This is a genomic window from Sphaerotilus montanus, from assembly GCF_013410775.1.
GTDB lineage: Bacteria > Pseudomonadota > Gammaproteobacteria > Burkholderiales > Burkholderiaceae_C > Sphaerotilus > Sphaerotilus montanus.
This window is the reverse complement of the sequence record NZ_JACCFH010000001.1, coordinates 321,906-340,089: the sequence shown is the minus strand read 5'-3', so window position 1 is coordinate 340,089 and position 18,184 is coordinate 321,906. Positions and strand designations below refer to the sequence as shown.

The 18,184-nt window shown below is 68.9% G+C and carries 18 protein-coding genes; 4 read left to right on the top strand and 14 right to left on the bottom strand.

The genetic code is table 11. The features are described 5' to 3' along the window. Positions 1-5: 5 nt before the first annotated feature. The 10 genes from BDD16_RS01475 to BDD16_RS01430 form a co-directional block, all read right to left on the bottom strand. Positions 6-395, bottom strand: a complete 390-nt coding sequence (locus tag BDD16_RS01475) for a glutaredoxin family protein (protein WP_179632296.1) — start codon at positions 393-395, stop codon at positions 6-8. Then, positions 392-745, bottom strand: a complete 354-nt coding sequence (locus tag BDD16_RS01470) for a RidA family protein (protein ID WP_179632295.1) — start codon at positions 743-745, stop codon at positions 392-394. Before BDD16_RS01470 ends, BDD16_RS01475 begins: the two co-directional genes overlap by 4 nt. A 22-nt stretch (positions 746-767) precedes the next feature. Continuing rightward, positions 768-1,484, bottom strand: coding sequence for a glycerol-3-phosphate 1-O-acyltransferase PlsY (gene plsY / locus BDD16_RS01465; protein ID WP_179632294.1), 717 nt, complete (start codon positions 1,482-1,484; stop codon positions 768-770). A gap of 68 nt (positions 1,485-1,552) precedes the next feature. Beyond that, complete coding sequence (gene ybaK / locus BDD16_RS01460; protein ID WP_179632293.1) at positions 1,553-2,053, bottom strand: Cys-tRNA(Pro) deacylase; 501 nt, start codon at positions 2,051-2,053, stop codon at positions 1,553-1,555. A 15-nt stretch (positions 2,054-2,068) separates the two neighbouring features. Further along, entirely contained in the window at positions 2,069-2,698 is a 630-nt protein-coding gene (locus BDD16_RS01455; RefSeq protein ID WP_179632292.1) for an L-threonylcarbamoyladenylate synthase, read from the bottom strand. Positions 2,699-2,718: 20 nt separating this feature from the next. Next, the gene (locus BDD16_RS01450; protein WP_179632291.1) at positions 2,719-3,582 is read right to left on the bottom strand and encodes a 3',5'-nucleoside bisphosphate phosphatase; all 864 of its coding nucleotides are present in this window, start codon (positions 3,580-3,582) and stop codon (positions 2,719-2,721) included. Between the two features lie 46 nt (positions 3,583-3,628). Then, the gene (locus BDD16_RS01445) at positions 3,629-6,868 is read right to left on the bottom strand and encodes a sensor domain-containing protein (protein ID WP_179632290.1); all 3,240 of its coding nucleotides are present in this window, start codon (positions 6,866-6,868) and stop codon (positions 3,629-3,631) included. Next, entirely contained in the window at positions 6,865-7,740 is an 876-nt protein-coding gene (locus BDD16_RS01440; RefSeq protein WP_179632289.1) for a transporter substrate-binding domain-containing protein, read from the bottom strand. Before BDD16_RS01440 ends, BDD16_RS01445 begins: the two co-directional genes overlap by 4 nt. 144 nt (positions 7,741-7,884) lie before the next feature. Then, entirely contained in the window at positions 7,885-8,430 is a 546-nt protein-coding gene (locus BDD16_RS01435; protein ID WP_179632288.1) for a phosphoethanolamine transferase domain-containing protein, read from the bottom strand. Further along, complete coding sequence (locus tag BDD16_RS01430) at positions 8,424-9,320, bottom strand: LysR substrate-binding domain-containing protein (protein ID WP_179632287.1); 897 nt, start codon at positions 9,318-9,320, stop codon at positions 8,424-8,426. The genes BDD16_RS01435 and BDD16_RS01430 overlap by 7 nt, the downstream gene beginning before the upstream one ends. Before the next feature lie 97 nt (positions 9,321-9,417). Between BDD16_RS01430 and BDD16_RS01425 the strand changes: the two genes are divergently transcribed. From BDD16_RS01425 to BDD16_RS01410, 4 genes are all read left to right on the top strand, one after another. Continuing rightward, positions 9,418-10,602 carry an acyl-CoA dehydrogenase gene (locus tag BDD16_RS01425; RefSeq protein WP_179632286.1) on the top strand — a complete coding sequence of 395 codons (1,185 nt, stop codon included), beginning with the start codon at positions 9,418-9,420 and terminating at the stop codon, positions 10,600-10,602. Positions 10,603-10,615: 13 nt separating this feature from the next. After that, positions 10,616-11,836 (top strand): CaiB/BaiF CoA transferase family protein, encoded by a 1,221-nt coding sequence (locus BDD16_RS01420; RefSeq protein WP_179632285.1) that lies wholly within the window; start codon positions 10,616-10,618, stop codon positions 11,834-11,836. A gap of 86 nt (positions 11,837-11,922) precedes the next feature. After that, the gene (locus BDD16_RS01415; RefSeq protein WP_179632284.1) at positions 11,923-12,726 is read left to right on the top strand and encodes a response regulator; all 804 of its coding nucleotides are present in this window, start codon (positions 11,923-11,925) and stop codon (positions 12,724-12,726) included. After that, positions 12,723-14,042: a diguanylate cyclase domain-containing protein gene (locus tag BDD16_RS01410; protein WP_179632283.1), complete on the top strand. Its 1,320-nt coding sequence runs from the start codon at positions 12,723-12,725 to the stop codon at positions 14,040-14,042. The genes BDD16_RS01415 and BDD16_RS01410 overlap by 4 nt, the downstream gene beginning before the upstream one ends. On the opposite strand, the gene BDD16_RS01405 is transcribed toward BDD16_RS01410, so the two are convergent. From BDD16_RS01405 to dnaK, 4 genes are all read right to left on the bottom strand, one after another. After that, positions 14,018-14,428 (bottom strand): hypothetical protein, encoded by a 411-nt coding sequence (locus tag BDD16_RS01405; RefSeq protein ID WP_179632282.1) that lies wholly within the window; start codon positions 14,426-14,428, stop codon positions 14,018-14,020. The two genes, BDD16_RS01410 and BDD16_RS01405, sit on opposite strands and share 25 nt — an antisense overlap. 68 nt (positions 14,429-14,496) lie before the next feature. Continuing rightward, positions 14,497-14,904: a DUF1801 domain-containing protein gene (locus BDD16_RS01400; protein ID WP_179632281.1), complete on the bottom strand. Its 408-nt coding sequence runs from the start codon at positions 14,902-14,904 to the stop codon at positions 14,497-14,499. Positions 14,905-14,933: 29 nt separating this feature from the next. Further along, positions 14,934-16,085, bottom strand: coding sequence for a molecular chaperone DnaJ (dnaJ, locus tag BDD16_RS01395; protein WP_179632280.1), 1,152 nt, complete (start codon positions 16,083-16,085; stop codon positions 14,934-14,936). A gap of 140 nt (positions 16,086-16,225) precedes the next feature. Beyond that, the gene (gene dnaK, locus BDD16_RS01390; RefSeq protein WP_179632279.1) at positions 16,226-18,169 is read right to left on the bottom strand and encodes a molecular chaperone DnaK; all 1,944 of its coding nucleotides are present in this window, start codon (positions 18,167-18,169) and stop codon (positions 16,226-16,228) included. Positions 18,170-18,184 lie beyond the last annotated feature (15 nt).

The window sequence follows — 18,184 nt, the reverse complement described above, 5'->3', positions numbered from 1 at the left end:
GACGCTCAGCCGCCCAGCGCCGCCGTGACCCGCAGCGGGTCGAAGCCGAGCTGGCGCTGGCCGCGCACCAGCAGCGTCGGCGTGCCGGAGGCGCCGAGGCGCTTGTAGTCGGCCAGACAGACCGGGTCCCGCTCGATCAGGCACTCCTCGAAGGGAATGCGGTGTTCGGTCAGGTACTGCCGTGCCTTGGTGCAGAAGATGCAACTGACCGACGAGAGCATCCGGATGTCCCCCGGACGTGCCACTGTGCGCAGGGTCTCGGCCTGACCGTCACGCACCTGGGTCTGCACCACCCGGCCGACGCCCCAGGCGAGCACGCCGACGAGCACCACGGAGACTGCGCTGCCACGGCCCAGGCGTTGCCACAGCGTGGGGGCGTTCGACGGCGCGGTCATGCCACGGCGGCGGTGGCAACGACCTCGATCTTCCACTCCGGGCGGGCGAGGCGGGCCTGCACGGTGGCGCGGGGTGGGGCATTGCCAGGGGCGACCCAGGCGTCCCAGACCGCGTTCATGCCGTCGAAATCGGCCAGATCGGGCAGGAAGATCTGCACCATCAGCAGCCGGGACTTGTCGCTGCCGGCGCGCGCCAGCAGGCGGTCGATCATCGCCAGCACCTGCGCGGTCTGGCCGCGGATGTCCTGGGTGGCGTCGTCCGGCACCTGACCGGCCAGATAGACCGTGCCGTGGTGGATGGCCATCTCGGAGAGGCGGGCGCCGACGTCGAAGCGTTGCAGGTTCGTCATGGTGGGCTCGGGATGAACGGAGTCAGTGGGTCTGCTTGCGGTGTTGCCGCGTGCCACGCGGGGGCTTGCTCGCCGACTTGGCCGGGCGCGGCGTGGTGGTTCTGGCGACGTCGGCCTCGGGCGCTGCCACCGCCTTCTGGCCGATGCGGCTTTCGGTGCCCTTCATCAGCTTGCTGATGTTGGCGCCGTGGCGCCAGACCAGCAGCAGGCACATCACCACGATCGCCAGCGTCGCGGTGGACGGGCCCCAGACGACGGTCTGGATCACGGGCGCAGCCACCGCCGCGACCAGCGCTGCGAGCGAGGAGTAGCGCGAGCCGTAGGCCACCAGCCCCCACACCGCCAGCGTCGCCAGCCCGAGCCAGACATTGAAGCCCAGTAGCACGCCGGCGGCGGTGGCGACCCCCTTGCCGCCCACGAAGCCGAAGAACACCGGCCACAGATGGCCCAGGAATGCTGCGAGGCCGACCAGCGCCGCGGTGCCTTCGCCCAGTCCGTAGGGAGCGCCGAACTGCTGGACCAGCAGCACGGGCACCAGCCCCTTGACCGCGTCGAACACCAGCGTCAGGACCGCCGCCTTCTTGTTGCCCGAGCGCAGCACGTTGGTCGCACCCGGGTTGCCCGAGCCGTAGCTGCGGGGGTCGTCCAGACCCATGGACTTGCTGATGATGACGGCGAACGAAAGCGAGCCGATGAGGTAGGCGGCCACGGTGGCCACCACGATCCAGAGCGTGGTCATGGGTTGTGCGCGAGAGAGCTGGGAGACAGTCCGTCAGTGTAAGCCGCCCTTGGGGCAGCACCGGCGGATCAGCTTCTGACCGGCTCTGCCGCCTGTACCGCGGTGGCGCCCAGCGTGGTGGTCAGCACCGCCGGCGCGATGCCGACGAGGTAGCCGCGCCGGCCACCATTGATGTAGATGCGCTCGATCCCGAGCACGGTCGATTCGACATACACCGGCACCGCCTTGCGAAAACCGAACGGCGAGGTGCCGCCGACGAGGAAGCCGCTGTGGCGCTGCGCCACCTCGGGCTTGCAGGGTTCGACCTTCTTCGCACCGATCTGGCGCGCGAGGTTCTTGGTGCTGACCTGGCGGTCGCCGTGCATCAGGATGACCAGCGGCTTCGCGTCCTGGTCCTGCATCACCAGCGTCTTGACGACGGCGTGCTCGTCCACCCCCAGCTGGCGCGCGGACTCGGCCGTGCCGCCGTGGTCCACGTAGTCATAGGGGTGTTCGGTGTAGGCGACACCCTGCGCCTTGAGAAACTGCGTCGCGGGGGTTTCGCTGACGTGGGCGGACTTCTTCGCCATGCCGGCCTCCGTCGCTCACGCCAGACCAAGTGCGGCCAGATCGCCCCGTCCGACACGGATCACCACCGGGTCGCCGCCGCTCAGGTCGATCACCGAGGTCGGCTCGGCCGGGCAGGCGCCGGAGTCGACCACGGCCTGGATCAGGTGGTCGTAGCGCTCGCGGATCTCTTCGGCGTCGTTGAGCGGCTCGGTCTCGCCGCGCGGGATCAGCGTGGTGCACAGCAGCGGCTGGCCCAGCAGGCCGAGCAGTTCCTGGGTGACGACGTGGTCCGGCACGCGCAGGCCGATGGTGCGCCGCGACGGGTGCGAGACGCGGCGCGGTACTTCCTTGGTCGCCTCCAGGATGAAGGTGTAGGGGCCGGGTGTGGCGCTCTTGAGCAGGCGGTACTGCTTGTTGTCCACCTTGGCGTAACTCGCCAGTTCGGACAGGTCGCGGCACAGCAGCGTCAGGTGGTGCTTGTCGTCCACGCCACGGGCGCGGCGCAGCGCATCGACGGCCGCCTTGTCGTCGAGGTGGCAGACCAGCGCGTAGCTGGAGTCGGTCGGGATGGCCGCGACACCGCCGGCGGCGAGAATCGCCACCGCCTGGCGGAGCAGGCGCGGCTGGGGATTGTCGGGGTGGACTTCGAAGTACTGGGCGGCCATGGACAGAGCAGGAAAGTGGATCAGGCCGGGTGCGTGATGCGCTCGGCGAGCAGCTCCCACACCGGGGTCAGCTGGGAGGGCAGGCGGGGCAGCTTGCCGAGGTCGGTGCGGCTTTCGGCCGGCGAGTGGAAGTCGCTGCCGCGCGAGGCGGCCAGATCGAACTCGATGGCCATCGCGGCGTACTTGCCGTATTCGGCCGTGGTGTGGCTGCCGGTGACGACCTCGACGCCCTGGCCGCCGTGTTCCTTGAACTCGGAGAACAGCGCGAACTCGGTGGTCGGGGTGAAGCGGTGGTAGCGGCCCGGGTGGGCGATCACGGCGATGCCGCCGGCCTGCGTGATCCAGCGCACCGCGTCGCCCAGGCCGGCCCAGCGGTGGGGCACGTAACCGGGCTTGCCGTCGGCCAGGTACTTGCGGAAGACGTCGTTGGTGTCGCTGCAGCGGCCGGTCTCGACCAGGTAGCGCGCGAAGTGGGTGCGCGAGATCAGGTCCGGGTTGCCGACGTACTTCAGCGCGCCCTCGAAGGCGCCGGGGATGCCGACCTTGAGCAGCTCGGCCGCCATCTCGCGGGCCCGCTCCTCGCGGCCACCGCGGGTGGCGGCCAGACCCTGGCAGAGCGCCTCGTCGCGGTCGTCGAAGCCCAGGCCGACGATGTGCACCGTCTCGCCCGCGAAGGTCACGGAGATCTCCACGCCGGTCAGGTGCGGCAGCCCCTGCGCGCGTGCGGCGTCGCGGGCGCGCTGCTGGCCACCGATCTCGTCGTGGTCGGTGAGGGCCCAGAGTTCGACGCCGTTGGCGCGGGCGCGCTCGGCGAGGGCTTCGGGACTCAGCGTGCCGTCGGAGACGGTGGAGTGGCAGTGCAGGTCGGCGTTGGAGATGTTCACCGGGCCATTGTAGGAGCGTGCCCGGAGGCCCGTCGATGGCCGCCGCTCAGATCACCGGCCACACTTCGGCGTCAGTGGCGCCTGTCCCGCCGCTGCAAGGGCCGGCCCCCTCCGTGCCGGCAGGGTTCAGCCACTGGCGTGCAGTGGCGGCCGGGGCCGGCCGGCCGAAGAAGTAGCCCTGTGCTGCCTCGCAGCCGATGTCCCGCAGGTGGCGCATCTGCTCCTCGGTCTCGACGCCTTCGGCCAGCACCGAGATGCCCAGGCTGCGGCCCATCGCGACCATGGCGTGGACGAGTTGCGCGTCGGCGCTGTCGGTCATCAGGTCGCGGATGAAGCCGCGGTCGATCTTGAGCTTGCCGACCGGGAAGCGTTTCAGGTGCGCCAGCGACGAATAGCCGGTGCCGAAGTCGTCGATGGCGAGCTGCACGCCCATCGCGCGCAGGCTGTGCAGGAAGGCCTCGCTGTGGTCGCCCTGCTGCATCAGGCCCGATTCGGTGATTTCCAGCTCCAGGTACTCGGCCGCGAGGCCATGGGTGTCCAGCGCACGCTGCACCCGGGCGACCGTGCCGCCGCGCTGCATCTCGACCGAGGAGATGTTGACCGCGATGCGGCCGAAATCGAGCCCCTCGTCCAGCCAGGCCCGGCCCTGGCGGCAGGCCTCGTTCGTGACCCACTCGCCGAGTGCCACGATGTGGCCGGTGTCCTCCAGCACCGGGATGAACTCGGCCGGACCCACCGGTGGCAATCCGGGCTGGTGGAGGCGGACCAGCGCTTCCAGGCCGATCAGCCGCCGATCGTGCAGGCGGTAGAGCGGCTGGTACCAGAGCTCGAATTCCTGGCGCGCCAGGGCGCGGCGCAGGCGGGTGTCGAGCTGCAGCCGGACCTGCGCGGCCTGCGTCAGCGCTTCCGTGTAGTAGCGGTAGGTGCCGCGTCCGGCGCGCTTGGCCTGGTACATCGCCGTGTCGGCGTCGCGCAACAGTTCCTCGACCTCGGTGCCGTCGTCCGGATAGAGGCTGATGCCGATCGAGGCCTGCACATAGACCTCGCTCGGGCCGACGTCGAACGGGCTGGCCAGCAGGTGCAGCAGTTCCTGCGCGACCGCGGCGGCATCTTCGCCGTCGCGCAGGGTTTCCAGCACGAGGATGAACTCGTCGCCGCCGAGCCGGCCGAGCGTGTCCTCGCGCCGGGTGCGGTGCGCCAGGCGCTGCGCGACGCCGAGCAGCAGCTGGTCCCCGGCGTTGTGGCCGAGGCTGTCATTGACGTTCTTGAAGTTGTCCAGGTCGATGTAGAGCACGGCGACCTTGTGGTGCTTGCGCCGTGCCGCCGCCAGCGCATGCTCCAGCCGCGACAGCACCATCAGCCGGTTCGGCAGACCGGTCAGGCTGTCGACGTGGGCGAGTTCCTGCAACTGCGCCTCGACCTCCTTCTTGGCGGTGATGTCGGTGAAGACCGTGACGAGGTGGGTCGGCAGCCCCTGCTCGTTCGAGACGGTGGCCACGGAATTCCACAGCGCCTGGTAGGCGCCGTCCTTGCGCTGGCTCCACAGTTCGCCCTGCCAGCGTCCGTCGCGCAGCACGCGGTCCCGGACCACCTCGTGGAAATCGGCGGGCTGGCGGTCGGAGTGCAGGAAGTCGGTGTTCTGGCCGAGGGCCTCCTGTTCGCTGTAGCCGGTGATCTCGGTGAAGGCCCGGTTCACCGAGACGATGCGGCCGCGCATGTCGGTCACGATCACGCCGTCCTGCGTGCTTTCGAGCGCGGCCGCCAGCAGCCGGCTGCGGTCCTGGCCTTCGCGCCACTGCTCCCGGCGCTGGAACTGGGTCAGCGCATAGGACATGTCGGTGCTGATCTCGTTGAACAGCGCCTGCTCCTCCGGGTCGTCCGGATTGAAGCGCTCCCGCACCAGCACCAGCACGGCGGTCATCGTGTCGTTGCAGTGCACCGGAATCGCCACGGCCTGGCTGGATGCGCCGGCCGGCACATCCCAGCGCAGGTGGCCGCTGCGCCAGGTGCGCACGGCGGGGTGCTCGGCATCGGGTCCGGTGGCGTCGAGCGGCAGGTCGCGGGGCTGGTGTTCCGGGACGGTGTGGTCGGCCGCGCCGCTGTGGGCGACCAGCGTCAGCACCGTCTGCTGCGCATTGCGCTGGGCGATCCAGGCCATGCGGAAGTGGCCGTGGCTGATGGCGACCTGGCAGATGCGCCGGTACAGCTCGTCCGGGGTCCGTGTCCAGACGATCGACTGGTTCACCTGGCTCAGGAAGCTGTAGAGCCGGCTGAGCGTCTTGACCCGCAGTTCGTTGTGCTTGCGCTCGCTGATGTCCCAGCTGATGGCGACGACCTGATCGGCTTCGCCCGGCAGCGCATGTGCACGGGCTTCGAACCAGCGGGTCTCGCCGTGGAGCTGGATGCTGTATTCCGTGTGCGTGACTTCGCGGGTCGCCAGCGTGCGGCGGATGATGGCGTCGATGCGCTGGCTGGCCTCGGTTGGCATGAAGTCCTGGTAGCGGCGGCCGATCAGTTCCTCGGCCGGAGCAACCAGCTTGTCGCTCTGGCCGAAGATCTCGAGGTAGGTGCCATGCGCATCCAGGACAAACGACACGTCCGGCACGGCTGCGGCAAAGGCCTGCAGGTGGGCTTCCCGGCGTGCGAGTTCGTCGAGGGTGTGCTCGCGCTGGCGGGTGTGGCGGTAGAAGAGCAGCATCAGGCCGGCGGTGCCGAGCGCGATCAGCACCAGCGTCACCCGGCTCAGATGGCTCTGCTGCTGCAGGCGCTCCTGGCGGATCTCCAGGGCGAGGCGCTCCATCGTCATCGCCGTCTGGTCGATGTCGAGGTGCAGGGCCCGCAGCGCGAGGGCCGGGCTGCCGGGGTGGTCGGCCATGCGCTCGCGCAGGGTCTGCCGGCTGCGGGAGACCTGCTCGACGTACCGGTCGGCGGCCTGGATCCACTGTGCGTTCAGCGCCGTGCCGTCGTGCATGGCGCGGACCCTGGCCTGCAGGGCTGTGCTGCTCAGGACGGCGTTCTCGAGTTCCGCGTCGATGGCGGCGGCACTGGCACTGGTGTCTCCGGCCCGCAGGCGCTCGGCCTGCAACTCGGCGGCCTGCAGGTGCAGGCGGACCCGGTCGATCAGCTGGATCGGCTGGCCGGTGTCGGTCAGCGTGGTGCGCCAGCGCAGATCGCTCCAGGCGATCAGGCACAGACAGAGTGCGCCGAACACGGCGATCACGCCCAGCAGGCGGCCGGCGTGGCGGGGGCGGGCCGTCGGTGACGAGGGCGTCCGTTCGCCGGTCATCGGGAGGCTCCGGTGCCCGGGGCCGCGGGCACCATGCCGTAGGCGGTGGCGACGTCGTCGGCGCTGAAACCGTAGCCCGCGATGGTCTGCAGGTGCGCGGCCGAGCCGAGGTAGCCGGACAGGGCCTGGTCGATGCGTTCGCGCATCGGGTCGCCGTGCCGGAACGCATACGCCGGGTAGCCGACATCCGGCTGTCCGGCGCGCTGTGGCACCTCGAATGGCGTGGCCAGCGCCATTCCGGCGGGTGATTCGCGCAGGATCCAGCGCAGCGAGGGGCTCGACAGCGCGAAGGCGACGGCCTGGCCGGAGCGCATGGCCGCGAGCGCGCTGGCCGGGTCCGGCACGCGCAGCAATTGCGCTTCCGGGATCCCGGCCTCGCGTGCCTGGGTCCATTCGACCGAGCCATCCAGAACGGCCAGCCTGGCGCCGCTGGTGCGCCGCAGGTCGCCCAGTGCATGCAGCTCCAGCGGGTTGCCGGCGGTCACCAGCAGCCCCGGGCGCACCGACGTGGTCGGGCGCGTGAACGCGACCTGCGCCGCCCTCTCGGGGGTGATGAACAGGCCGGCGGCGATGACATCGATCCGGCCGCTGCGCAGTTCATGGACGAGCCGCGGGAACTCCACATGCACCCACACCGGCTCTGGCAGGCCGAGCCGCTCCAGCACCGCCCGCAGCGTGTCGACGGATTCGCCCCGCAGATGGCCTTGTGCATCCCGGAAGGCATAGGGGGCCTCCAGCGCATAGCCGGCGCGCAGCGCATCGCCCCGGCCTCCATAGGACTGGACATCGGGTGCCGTGCGGTCGATCAGCGCGAGTGCGCCGCCGGTCACGGCCACGACCAGCGTGATCCACCCCATCAGACGCCGACGCATCGTGGAACTCTCCTGTGCACTGTTGATGCAGCAATCATGACTGTCGAATGATGGCCCCTGGCGGCCAGTCTGGCGCTGCATTTAATCAAATTGCCGTGACGGGCCGCGGTCAGCGACCGGTCTTGATCCTCCTGCAGGACCGGGTCATGGAATCCGGACGGATCCGGACAGGCGCCAGAGGCGGATCGGCGACAGCAGTTCGAGCAGCGCCGCGTGCTGCAGCCACATCCACGAGAAGTCGGCCACGCTCAGGATCAGCACCGCGGCGACCACCCCGGCGGCGGCCATGGCCACCCCGAGGTTGTGCACCAGCTGGGTCCAGGTGTCTTCCTGGCGAAGGACCGGGCGACTCCACAGCCAGGCCAGCGGCCCGCCCGCCAGCACGGTGTACTGGGTCATGGCCGGCATGTCGAGCACGCCTGTCGCCTGCGTGCTCCAGACCGTGCCCAGCAGCGCCAGACTCAGCGCCCAGCGGATCACCCGCGGCCACGCCAGCACGCAGAACACCAGGGTGAAGAGGGCGGCCACCAGCACCATGGTCGAGCCGATGAAGACGGGCGCGCGCCCATCGGCCAGCTCCGGCAGGTGCTGCAGCGCCCGCCACAGCGGCAGTTGTCCGGCGCAGGACAGCCAGACGCTGCCGAGCACGGCCAGGCGCTGCGGGCTTTGCGGCGTGCGTTGTGTCAGCACCGTTGCTGCTCCGCTGCGGTCCGGGCCAGCCAGTCGCCGAACCGGGCGAGCAAGGGGTCGTGCTCGCGGCCTTCCGGCACGACGAAGTAGTACGCGCGGTCACTGTCGTGGGCCTGCGGGATCGGCTGGAGCAGGCGGCCCTGGGCGAGTTCCTCCTCGACCATGAAGTCCGGCACCAGCGCCACGCCGAGGCCCAGCATCGCCGCCTGCACGCTCATCGAGAACTGCTCGTAGCGCGGCCCGCGCAGATCGCCGTCGCAGGCCAGGCCGCCGGCCTCGAACCAGCGGCGCCAGGCGTGTGGCCGGGTGGTCTGCTGCAGCAGTGGCAGGCGGGCCAGCGCGGCCAGCGTGTGCGGTGCTGGCATCGTGGCGGTCAATGTCGGGCTGCAGACGGCGATCAGCCGCTCGGCCAGCACCTTGCGCGTGATGCAGCCGGGCCAGTGGCCATCGCCGGCGTAGATCGCGGCGTCGAAGTGCGTGTCGTCGAACAGGAAGGGGCGGGTGCGGGTGTGCAGGTTGATCTGCACCGCACCGGGCATGAACTGCGGCAGCCGCGGCAGCAGCCAGCGCGTGCCGAAGGTCGGCACCACCGCCAGCTCGATCACGGGCGTGCCGCCTGCGCCGGCCATCAGCTCCAGTGCGTCCCGCTCCAGCGCGTCGAGCCGCTCGGCCACGCGGTCGGCATAGCCGCGGCCCTCGTCGGTGAGCTTCACCCCGCGCCGTGTGCGCCGGAACAGCTTCACTCCGAGCATCGTCTCCAGCCCGGCGACCTGCCGGCACACCGCGCTCTGCGTCAGTGCCAGTTCCTCGGCGGCACGCGTGAAGCTCTCGTGGCGGGCCGAGGCGTCGAAGGCGGTGAGGGCGGCGGTGCTGGGGATGCGGCGTTTCACGGAGTGCGTTCAAGGAAGAGCTGCATGCAATATTCTCGTTTGAATCGGCCGGCCTGTGCCTCTAGGATATGCACGCACAGAACTTGGAGATCCCGACATGGCCCACCCGAAGCACGCTTCCTTCCAATGGCAAGATCCGCTGCTGCTCGACGCGCAGCTCAGCGACGACGAGCGCGCCGTGCGGGATGCCGCCCGCGCCTACTGCCAGGACCAGCTGATGCCGCGGGTGACCGACGCCTTCCGGAACCAGACCACCGACGTGGCGATCTTCCGCGAAATGGGCGCGCTGGGCCTCCTGGGTTCCACCATCCCCGAGCAGTACGGCGGTGCGGGCCTGAACTATGTCTGCTACGGGCTGGTGGCGCGCGAGGTGGAGCGGGTCGATTCGGGCTACCGCTCGATGATGAGCGTGCAGTCCTCGCTGGTGATGGTGCCGATCAACGAGTTCGGCAACGAGGCGACCAAGCAGAAATACCTGCCCAAGCTGGCCACCGGCGAGTGGATCGGCTGCTTCGGCCTGACCGAGCCCGACCACGGCTCCGACCCCGGCAGCATGGTGACCCGTGCCCGCAAGGTCGATGGCGGCTACGCGCTGACGGGCTCGAAGATGTGGATCACCAACTCGCCGATCGCCGACGTGTTCGTGGTCTGGGCCAAGGACGACGGCGGCCAGATCCGCGGCTTCGTGCTGGAAAAGGGCTGGAAGGGCCTGAGCGCACCGGCCATCCACAGCAAGGTGGGCTTGCGGTCATCGATCACCGGCGAGATCGTGATGGACAACGTGTTCTGCCCGGAAGAGAACGCCTTCCCGGACGTGCGCGGGCTGAAGGGGCCGTTCACCTGCCTGAACAGCGCCCGCTACGGCATCGCCTGGGGTGCGCTGGGGGCGGCCGAGTTCTGTTTCGAGACGGCGCGCCAGTACACGATGGACCGCAAGCAGTTCGGCAAGCCGCTGGCCGCGAACCAGCTGATTCAGAAGAAGCTGGCCGACATGCTGACCGAGATCGCGCTGGGCCTGCAGGGCTGTCTGCGGCTGGGCCGGATGAAGGACGACGGCTCGGCGGCGATCGACCTGACCTCGATCATGAAGCGCAACTCGTGTGGCAAGTCGCTCGACATCGCCCGCACCGCGCGCGACATGCTCGGCGGCAACGGCATCTCGGACGAGTTCGGCGTGGCGCGCCACCTCGTCAACCTCGAAGTCGTCAACACCTACGAGGGCACGCACGACATCCACGCGCTGATCCTCGGCCGCGCGATCACCGGCATCCCGGCGTTCTGAGCGGAGCGCCGCGATGACCCCGACCGCGCTGAACGGCCTGAAGGTGCTGGACCTGTCCCGCGTGCTGGCCGGGCCGTGGGCCTCGCAGATGCTGGCGGACCTGGGCGCGGACGTCGTCAAGGTCGAGCGTCCCGGCAGCGGCGACGACACGCGCAGCTGGGGTCCGCCGTGGCTGCAGGACGCCGAGGGGCGCGACACGGCGGACGCCGCCTACTTCTTCTGCACCAACCGCAACAAGCGCTCGGTCGCCATCGACATGGCGACGCCGGAGGGTCAGCACCTGCTGCAGCGGCTGGCGGCGGAGGCCGACGTCGTGCTGGAGAACTTCAAGGTCGGCGGGCTGAAGCAGTACGGGCTGGACCACGAGACGCTGTGTGCGCGCCACCCGCGGCTGGTCTACTGCTCGATCACCGGCTTCGGCCAGACCGGGCCCTATGCGCCGCGTGCCGGCTACGACTTCCTGATCCAGGGCATGGGCGGGCTGATGAGCGTGACCGGCCGCGGCGATGCGGAGGAGGGCGCAGGTCCCCAGAAGGTGGGCGTGGCGCTGACCGACGTGATGACCGGGCTGCACGCGGCCATCGGCATCCTGGCCGCGCTGCAGCACCGCGACCGCACCGGCCAGGGCCAGCACATCGACCTGGCGCTGCTCGACGTGCAGGTCGCGGCCCTCGCCAACCAGGCGGGCAACTACCTGATCAGCGGCAAGGTGCCCGGCCGCATGGGCAATGCGCACCCGAACATCGTGCCCTACCAGGACTTCCCGACCGCGGACGGCGACGTGATCCTGGCCATCGGCAACGACGGGCAGTTCGCGCGCTTCTGCGAGGTGGCAGGCCGCACCGAATGGGCGAGCGACCCACGCTTCGCCACCAACGCGGCGCGGGTGGCCCACCGGGCGACGCTGATCCCGCTGCTGCGGCAGACGACGGTGCTGCGCACCACCCGCGAATGGGTCGCGGCGCTGGAGTCGCGCGCCGTGCCGTGCGGGCCGATCAACCGGCTCGACGAGGTCTTTGCCGATCCGCAGGTGGCGGCGCGCGGCTTGCGGGTCGAGCTGCCGCATCCGCTGGCCGGGACGGTGCCGGGCGTGGCCAATCCGGTCCGGCTGTCGGCGACGCCGGTGGTGTACCGCGCGGCACCGCCCGTGCTGGGGCAGCACACCGACGAGGTACTGGCCGACTGGCTGCGTGCAGGATGGCCGCCGGGCTGCGAACGCGTGCCCGCCGGTTGAACAGGCCGGCATCCGGCGACCTTATCCCGGGGCTGCCACCCCGCCGTACTGCATAGGATCTGGGCAACTCCCCCCTCCTGTGCACCATGAACGAAGTTCCCCCCTGCTGCCAGCCTGCGCGCCCCCACGGCGCCCGGCCTTGTGCTGCCGGGATGCCGCCGCTGCACGGCCACGTGCTGCTGGTCGAGGACAACCCCGTCAACCAGGGCGTTGCCAAGGCGATGCTGCACCGGCTCGGGTTGTCGATGGCGCTCGCCCGCCACGGGGGCGAGGCGGTCGAACTGGTGCGCACGCAGATTTTCGATCTCGTGCTGATGGACTGCCAGATGCCGGTGATGGATGGCTACGAGGCGACTGCGGCCATCCGCGCGCTGCCGGATGGCCGAGGCCTCGGACTGCCGGTCATCGCGCTCACGGGCAACGCCTTGCCGGGGGACGAGCAGCGCTGTCTGAGCGCAGGCATGGATGCCTTTCTGGCCAAGCCCCACACGCTGGCGGACTTGCAGGCGATGCTGGTGCACTGGCTGCCGACGGTGCCGGCCATCGATCCGGCCGTGTTCGACACGCTGCGCGAACTGGATCCATCCGGTGGCCCCGATCTGACCCGTGCAGTCTTCCGGACCTTTCTGGCCAGTGCCGAACCTGCGATGGCCCGCGTCGAGGCCGCCATCGCCGAGGGCGATGCGCAGGTGCTGGGCCAGGAGGCCCACAGCCTGAAATCGAGCGCGGCGAACGTGGGTGCGCGCACCCTGTCGGAGGTGCACCGTGCGCTGGAACACTGTGCCCGCGGGGGGCGCATGGCCGAGGCGCGGAGCCTGCTCGCACCCTTGCAACGCGAACACGCGCGCGCCGTGGCCGGGTTGCGTGCATGGATGAAGGCTGCGACGTGACGGCTGCGCTCCCCCGGATCCTGGTCGTCGATGACGATGCCACGGCGCGCCTGATGATGCGGGCCGCCCTGCGCAAGGCCGGCTACGACGTCGTGCTGGCCGCCGATGGCGAGGATGCGCTGCGCCGGTTCAGCGCCGAGGCCTTCGATCTGGTCATGCTCGATGTCGAGATGCCCGGCCTGAGCGGCCACGAGGTCTGCGCTCTGCTGCGCGCCCGATCGGATGACCTGCTGCCCATCGCGATGGTCACCGGCATGGACGATGTACGCTCGGTGGAGCGCGCCTACGAGGTCGGGGCCACCGACTTCCTCTCCAAGCCGCTGAACTGGGCGCTGCTGGGGCACCGGGTGCGCTATCTGTTGCGCAGTCACCAGAACCTGCTCGATCTGAAGCAGGCGCAGGCCCGCCACGAGGCCGTGCTGGCCGCGATTCCGGACCTGCTGTTCGAGCTGGATCTGGAGGGTCGCTTCCTCGACTGCCATTCACCGAATTCGGCGCTGCTGGCCCTGCCCCCCGAGCAGTTCGTTGGCCGGCTGATGCGCGAGGTGATGCCGCCGGACGTTGCCGCGGTGGGCCTGTCGGCGCTGCAGACCGCATACGCCCAGGGCACGTCGTTCGGCAAGCAGTACGAACTGGCGTTGCCGCACGGGCTGCGCTGGTTCGAGCTGTCCGTGGCCCGCAAGGCCACCACGACCGGGCAGACACCGCGTTTCATCGCGCTGGCACGCGACATCACGGCGCGCAAGGAAATCGAACTGCGGGTGGCCCGGGCGGCCTATTTCGACAGCCTGACCGGTTTGCCGAACCGCGTGTCCTTCATGGAGCGCATCGGCCGGGAGATCGGCCGCGCCGACCACGCGTGCCACCAGCTGGCGGTGCTGTTCCTCGATCTGGATGGGTTCAAAGCCATCAATGACACGCTGGGCCACAGCACGGGCGACCTGATCCTGCAGGCCGCCGCCGATCGTTTTCGTCTGGAGCTGCGTCCGGCCGACATGGTGTCCCGTGCCAGCCCGGACGGGCTGGAGGTCGAGTTTGCCCGGCTGGGTGGGGACGAGTTCACCGCACTGATTCTGGACATCGACGGGCCGGAGGATGCGCTGGTGGTCGCGCACCGGATCGGGCAGGTGATGCGCCAGCCTTTCCTGGTCGAGGGCCGGGCCATCACGCTCACGACGAGCATCGGCATCGCGCTCTACCCCGGCAACGGACGCGATGCACCGACGCTGCTCCGGCATGCCGACATGGCCATGTACCAGGCCAAGCGGGCAGGCCGCGACAAGGCCTGCCTTTACGGAGCGCCGACGGGCGTGTGACCGAGTCGGCGCGCGTTGTCGCTGGCGCGTTCGCTGACCGGGCTCAGACCCGCGCTCAGCACCGCCAGCGGCGTGTCGGTCATCAGCGTCCAGGCCGCCTGGGTCGGCGCCACCGACCAGGGGATGGTCGACCAGTGCGCGTAGGCGGTGGCGAGCTTCTGCGAGGCATCCAGACTGGCCAGCATCATCGCCTGCAGCGATTCCTGCAGGGCGGCGATCTTTTCCATGCCCATCGCGGTGAACTCTTCCTGGTCGACGGCGGACGGCTGGGCGCCGGCGGCGGCGAGCCGGCTGAGCCGGTGGTGCACGACGAAGGGGACGGCGGTTCCCAGCGCGTGGATCTGCCGCTGGATGTCGGCGAGCGAGCGGTGGGCGGAGGTGGTCACGGGCAGTTCCTGTGTGGTTGGATACCACACGGTACTCCAGTGAACTGACACGTGCGTGCCTGAAACGCTCAGGTCCGTGTCTTTTTTGCCATCCGCTGGCGCGGCACGGCGACCGTGGCTGCCAGCGCCTGCAGCACGAACTCGCGCACTTTTTTCCGTTTCAGGTCGGTGGGCACCGTGAGCTTGAGGTGCCGGCGCTTCTTGCCATCGCCTTCCAGCAGGTGGTCGGGGTCCGCCAGTTCGGCGCCGCGGCTGAACTCCAGCATCACATGCCGCGGGTGCGAGAAGATGCCGCAGAAGGGCGAGCCGGCGGAGAACAGGATTCCGCCGTACTTCACCTCCTCGCAGATGGCGGGATCGGCCGCCAGCACCAGCCCCCGCAGCCGGGAGACGAGATCGACACGCACGTCCTCATGGAGAAAGAGCGTGTCGAGCAGGTCATCGACCTTGTCGGTATTCAGGAAACGATCGGACATGGGGAGGCTTCGGGTGGTGACTGGCTGGCTTACTTGAACAGGTCCTTCATCCGGTCGGTCCAGCTCTTGGCGGTCGGCGAGTGCTTGTCACCGCCCTTCTTGAGCGACTCGTCCAGCTCCTTGAGCAGCTTGCGCTGGTGCTCGCTGAGCTTGATCGGGATCTCGATCTGGATGTGGCAGTACAGGTCGCCCGGATAGTTCGAGCGGATGCCCTTGATGCCCTTGCCGCGCAAGCGGAAGGTCTTGCCGTGCTGCGTGCCTTCGGGCAACTCGATCTCGGCCTCGCCGCCGAGCGTCGGCACCGACACCGAGCCGCCGAGTGCTGCGGTGATGACGCTGACCGGCACCGTGCAGTGCAGGTCGTCGCCGTCGCGCTCGAAGATGTCGTGCTGCTTGATGCGGATCTCGACGTAGAGATCGCCGGCCGGGCCGCCCTGGGTGCCGGGTTCGCCGTGGCCACGCAGCGCGATGCGCTGGCCTTCGTTGATACCGGCCGGGATCTTGACTTCCAGCGTCTTCTGCTTCTTGACCTTGCCCTGGCCGTTGCAGGTGGTGCAGGGCTCGGGAATGATCTTGCCGGTGCCGTGGCAATGCGGGCAGGTCTGCTGGATGCTGAAGAAGCCCTGGCGCAGGTGCACCGTGCCCGAGCCGTGGCAGGTCGTGCAGGTCTTGGCGCTGGTGCCGGGCTTGGCGCCGCTGCCGTGGCAGGTGTCGCACTCTTCCCAGGTCGGGATGCGGATCTGGGCTTCCTTGCCGAGTGCCGCCTCTTCGAGCGTGATCTCCATCGCGTAGGACAGGTCCGCACCGCGGTAGACCTGCTGGCCGCCGCGCCGCTGGCCACCGCCACCGCCGCCCTGGCTGAAGATGTCGCCGAAGATGTCGCCGAAGGCCTCGGCGAAGCCACCGCCGCCGAAGCCCTCCGGACCGCCGCGGAAGCCGCCCGCGTTCGGATCGACGCCGGCATGACCGAACTGGTCATAGGCCTGGCGCTTCTGGGCGTCGGAGAGCATCTCGTAGGCCTCCTTGGCCTCCTTGAACTTCTCTTCGGACGCCTTGGCGCCTTCCCCCTGATTGCGGTCCGGGTGGTGCTTCATGGCCATCTTGCGATAGGCCTTCTTGATGTCGTCTTCGCTCGCGTTCTTGGCGACGCCGAGGACTTCGTAGTAGTCACGCTTTGCCATGGACAGTTCCGACAGCAGCAAGCCCGTCCCGAATGGACGGAGGCGGGCTTTTCAAACAGGAACGCCGCGCCGAGCAAAAGGTGCTGCAGGCAGCACCAGTCTCGAACGCGGCGGGGACCACCAGCGGGTGGATCAGCAGATCACTTCTTGACTTCCTTGAACTCGGCGTCGACGACGTCCGGGTTCGACGGATCCGACTTCGGGGCCTCGCCGCCAGCCGCGCCGGCCGCACCGGCGGCGCCTGCAGCACCCTGCTGGGCCTGCATGTCGGCGTACATCTTCTCGCCAAGCTTCTGGCTGGCGGTCATCAGCTCGTTGGTCTTGGCCTCGATCACTTCCTTGTCGTCGCCCTTGATGGCTTCCTCGACGGCCTTGATCGCGGCTTCGATCTTGTCCTTCTCGCCGGCTTCCAGCTTGTCGCCGTAGTCGGTCAACGACTTGCGCACCGAGTGGACCATGGCGTCGCCCTGGTTCTTCGACTGCACGATCTCGACCTTCTTCTTGTCCTCGGCGGCGTTCACCTCGGCGTCGCGCACCATCTTCTGGATCTCTTCTTCCGACAGACCCGAGTTCGCCTTGATGGTGATCTTGTTTTCCTTGCCGGTGCCCTTGTCCTTGGCGCCGACGTGCAGGATGCCGTTGGCGTCGATGTCGAAGCTCACCTCGATCTGCGGCGTGCCGCGCTGGGCCGGCGGGATGCCTTCGAGGTTGAACTCGCCGAGCAGCTTGTTGCCGGTGGCCAGCTCGCGCTCGCCCTGGAACACCTTGATCGTCACCGCCGGCTGGTTGTCGTCCGCGGTCGAGAAGGTCTGCGCGAACTTGGTCGGGATGGTCGTGTTCTTGGTGATCATCTTGGTCATCACGCCGCCCAGGGTCTCGATGCCCAGGCTCAGCGGGGTGACGTCCAGCAGCAGCACGTCCTTGCGGTCGCCGCCCAGCACCTGGCCCTGGATCGCGGCACCGACGGCCACGGCTTCATCCGGGTTCACGTCCTTGCGCGGTTCCTTGCCGAAGAACTCCTTGACCTTGTCCTGCACCTTGGGCATGCGGGTCATGCCGCCGACCAGGATCACGTCGTCGATGGCGCTGACGGAGACGCCGGCATCCTTCATCGCGGTGCGGCAGGGGGCGATCGTGCGCTCGATCAGCTCTTCCACCAGCGACTCCAGCTTGGCGCGGGTCAGCTTGATGTTCAGGTGCTTCGGGCCCGAGGCATCGGCCGTGATGTACGGCAGGTTCACGTCGGTCTGCGACGAGTTCGACAGCTCGATCTTCGCCTTCTCGGCGGCTTCCTTCAGGCGCTGCAGGGCCAGCACGTCCTTGGTCAGGTCGACGCCCTGTTCCTTCTTGAACTCGGTGACGATGAAATCGATGATGCGCTGGTCGAAGTCTTCGCCGCCCAGGAAGGTGTCGCCGTTGGTCGACAGCACTTCGAACTGCATTTCACCGTCGACGTCGGCGATCTCGATGATGGACACGTCGAAGGTGCCGCCACCCAGGTCGTACACCGCGATCTTGCGGTCGCCCTTGCCGTGCTTGTCCAGACCGAAGGCCAGTGCGGCGGCGGTCGGCTCGTTGATGATGCGCTTGACGTCCAGACCGGCGATGCGGCCGGCGTCCTTGGTCGCCTGGCGCTGCGCGTCGTTGAAATAGGCCGGCACCGTGATCACGGCCTCGGTCACTTCTTCACCGAGGTAGTCCTCGGCGGTCTTCTTCATCTTGCGCAGCACTTCGGCCGAGACCTGCGGCGGCGCCATCTTCTTGCCGCGCACTTCCACCCAGGCGTCGCCGTTGTCGGCTGCCGCGATGGTGTAGGGCATCAGGTCGATGTCCTTCTGCACTTCCTTCTCGGTGAACTTGCGACCGATCAGGCGCTTGACCGCGTACAGCGTGTTGCGCGGGTTGGTGACCGCCTGGCGCTTGGCCGAGGCGCCGACGAGGATCTCGCCGTCTTCCTGGTACGCAATGATGGACGGCGTCGTGCGCGCGCCTTCACTGTTCTCGATCACCTTCGTGGTGTTGCCTTCCATGATGGAGACACACGAGTTGGTGGTGCCGAGGTCGATGCCGATGATCTTGCCCATGGTGTTGAAGCTCCG